Source organism: Pseudolysinimonas sp. (assembly GCF_031389465.1).
Classification (GTDB): Bacteria; Actinomycetota; Actinomycetes; order Actinomycetales; family Microbacteriaceae; genus Pseudolysinimonas_A.
In genome coordinates, this window is sequence record NZ_JANMSQ010000144.1 from 1 (window position 1) to 3228 (window position 3228).

At 66.5% G+C, this 3228-nt stretch carries 3 protein-coding genes and 1 tRNA gene; all 4 read left to right on the forward strand.

Going from position 1 to position 3228, the window contains the following annotated elements; genetic code table 11:
- Window positions 1-363 precede the first annotated feature (363 nt).
- The 4 genes from RMO30_RS05570 (at window position 364) to RMO30_RS05585 (ending at window position 2966) form a co-directional block, all read left to right on the forward strand.
- On the forward strand, window positions 364-999 hold the full coding sequence (locus RMO30_RS05570) for a C40 family peptidase (protein WP_309710554.1): 636 nt from the start codon (window positions 364-366) through the stop codon (window positions 997-999).
- 305 nt (window positions 1000-1304) lie between these two features.
- The gene (locus tag RMO30_RS05575) at window positions 1305-1802 is read left to right on the forward strand and encodes an HNH endonuclease (protein ID WP_309710557.1); all 498 of its coding nucleotides are present in this window, start codon (window positions 1305-1307) and stop codon (window positions 1800-1802) included.
- A 74-nt stretch (window positions 1803-1876) separates the two neighbouring features.
- On the forward strand, window positions 1877-2866 hold the full coding sequence (locus tag RMO30_RS05580) for a CHAP domain-containing protein (protein WP_309710560.1): 990 nt from the start codon (window positions 1877-1879) through the stop codon (window positions 2864-2866).
- A 28-nt stretch (window positions 2867-2894) separates the two neighbouring features.
- Window positions 2895-2966, forward strand: a tRNA-Arg gene (locus RMO30_RS05585).
- Window positions 2967-3228: the final 262 nt, after the last annotated feature.

Sequence of the window (3228 nt, forward strand, 5' to 3'; positions counted from 1 at the left end):
CGTCGGCGGGCGGCTACGTGCTGGTGCGGGTTGATGGCTTCGGCGAGGGGCTCGAATTGCCTCCCGAGGTCGCCGTGCACGTTTACGTCGCGAGCTGAGTTGCGGCCCCAGGTACGTCACGTATAGTCAACGGGTCCTCTCGGCCACGCAAGCCGGTCGGAGGCCGCGCTGCAGGGCGCCTCACTTCCCATCCTCTGCCGCGCGACGTGACATACGACAAGGATGGGGCCGCTCGAGAGCGCGGTGCGGTGCGGGAGTCTCTCATTGTTCTCTAGCGCTACCCCCGGTCGCCTTTCCCCCAACCCGACCGAAGCCGAATCCCTGTCCACGTCTGGCTCGGCGTTCCGACGCCCGCGCCTTCGGGTGCTGCCGCTGCTCGTGATGGGCGTCGCCGTGCCGTCGATCTTCGCGACGGTCGCACTGCCCGCATACGCGTACCGCTCAACCGACTCCGAGACCGCTGAGTTCAGCACCGCGCTGAGCGTCGGGGCTCAGAACCTTGAGGTCGCGGCCGCGGTCGAGCCTGCGATGGTAGCCAGTCGCGACGCCTACGGTGCAACGTCAGCTGCCGAGATGGCACGGATCGCCCAGGCGGCGCGCTACGCGTCGTACAGCGGCCCGAGCGTGCGCGACTTGCTCGCCAACCCGCCGTACCCCGGGTATGACCCCAACACGATCGTCTCGATCGCGATGCAGTACCTCGGCTCCCCCTACGTCTACGGCGGTGCATCGCCCGCAGGATTCGACTGCTCGGGGTTCACCCAGTTCGTCTTCGCTCATGTGGGCATCTCCCTGCCGCACTCCTCGAGCGCACAGGGTCGGATGACGGCCATCGCCCCCGAAGCGGCGATGGCGGGCGACCTCGTCTTCACCGATGGTGGCGGCCACGTCGGCATCTACCTCGGCAACGGCACGATGATCCACGCGTCGACTCCTGCCACGGGAGTGAAGATCAGCAAGCCGTGGGGCAACTACTGGTTCGTGCGCGTCGGCATCTGACCGGGCGCCTCGCGAATCTTCACCGTGCCGTAACCGACGCGATTGGATTCCCGGGCTACCCTGGAACCCTCGGTCACTTGAGGATCTAGGAGAGTCGTATGCGTCACGCGGGCAGCATCCCCACCAAGGATGCGCGCGCGCTGTTTCGGATACGGCGCAGCATTCGTCCGGTCGTGCACTGTCACGTTCCGGTCGTGTAGGGCGCTGTCGTTCGCGACGGCGCCCTTTTGTTCCTCCTGATCCTCGATAGCCGGGGAATCGAATGCCTGCAAGCCGTGCAGGCGCCTTCGAGAGGAGATTCCGTCGTGCGCACACTGGTACTCAATGCCGGCTACGAGCCGCTCGCCGTCGTGTCGTTCAAGCGAGCGCTCGTGCTCGTACTCACGGGCAAGGCCGCGATCATCGCCAGCGACGCCGAACACCCGGTGATCGGCACCTCGGGGCAGTGGGATCGGCCGTCGGTCGTCATCCTGCGCCGCTACGTGAAAGTGCCTTCGGGACGAAACGTTCCCGTGTCGCGCCGCGGGGTGCTGCGCCGCGACGGGCAACGCTGTGCGTACTGCGCGGCCGGTGCCTCGACGATCGATCACGTGATGCCGCGCTCGCGGGGCGGCGCCGACACCTGGGAGAACCTGGTGGCGTGCTGCCTGCGCTGCAACAACGTGAAAGGTGACCGAACTCCACAGGAGATGGGCTGGTCGCTGCGCACCATCCCGCGTGCTCCGCACGGCACCGCCTGGCTCGTGCGTGGGGTTGAACGCGCCCAACCGCAATGGGAGGAGTTCCTCGCGCCCGCAGCGTGAGGTCCGTTATCTCACCGTGACTTCTCAGGATCGTTCGCGTATGGTCGAAAGGTCGCTGACCCGGAGGCAATATCTTGACGGATAGCGAGTTCCCTGATCCATTGAAGGGACTCTTCGGCGAGCTGGATGCGGATTCGCGCTCCTCGCTCGCTCAGCCGTCAGCCCTCCCCGAAAGTTCTGGCGAGTCGGCGATCGCCAGCAGCGAGGCCCCTGGCTTCTCGTCGCGGCGCGAAATGCGGGAGGCCGGCGCCTACCGTGCGACCGAGCTCCCACCGGGCGCCCGCACCGCGGTGGCCCGCACCCGTCCGGCAAAGAACAGCAAACGCACCCACCCTCGGGATGTCGTGCGCAGCACCCTCGCGAAGCCGGCTCCCGGCGGCTTGCGTCGCAAACTCAGCAGCGCCGGCGTGATGGCGGTCGTCGTCGGACTCTTTGCCTCGCTCACCCTGCCTGCCTTCGCCGACCAGAACGGCCTCGCCCAGAACGCGGAACCACTCGACGCGCAGGCGGTCGAGATCACCGCGGCGACGACCGATCTGTCGGCCAGCATCCGCGACTCCTACGGGGTGACCAACGCTGCCGATCTACGCAAGATGTACGCCGACGCGATCCGGCAGCAGAACCTCGCCGCCTATATGAACTCCGGCGCCCGCGCCCTCGGCGACGACTACCCGTGGCCGGATCAGCTCAGCCGGCCGCAGGGTGGCGGTCTCTCGCCGCTCAACTACTACTACCGCGAATGCGTCGACTTCGTCGCCTGGCGCCTGAATCGGGATGCCGGCTCCACCTCGGCCCCGTTCCGCTGGGTCTGGTCGAACCTCGCCCAGGGCAGCGCCTACTCGTGGAAGAACCATTGGGTCAACAAGGGTTGGCCCACCGGCAGCACGCCGCAGGTTGGCGCTGTCGCCTGGACCGCGGGCGGCAACCACGTCGCCTACGTGTCGGGCATTCTCTCCGACGGCAGCGTCGTCGTCGAGGAGTACAACTACTCCGTCGACCACGGCTACAGCCAGCGCATTGCTCCTGCGGGTGCCTTCTACTACCTCTACGCCCCGCCTGGCTGAGCGCCTCGCCCGTAGAATCGGGCGGTCAGCCTCTGTAGCTCAATGGAAGAGCAGTTCCGTCCTAAGGAAACGGTTGGGAGTTCGAGTCTCTCCAGGGGCACTCGATCGGAATACCGATCGGAACCCGCATTTTCGGCGGTCGTCCGCGTGAGACGATCCCCTCTAGCGGTAGACAGGTCGTCCCGTGTACGTTGAGCGCACCTCGTGTTGGCTCGAGGTAGCCGCTCCTCAGTCGCGGCCGATCAGGGAACTTCGGTGGTTCAGGTCAAGATGCTAGGTGTTCGTAAACTCGGGTCAGGTCACAGGTTGACGTCAGCGTCGGCCTCGCGAACGGCGGCAGGGAAGAAGACCATGCGGATACG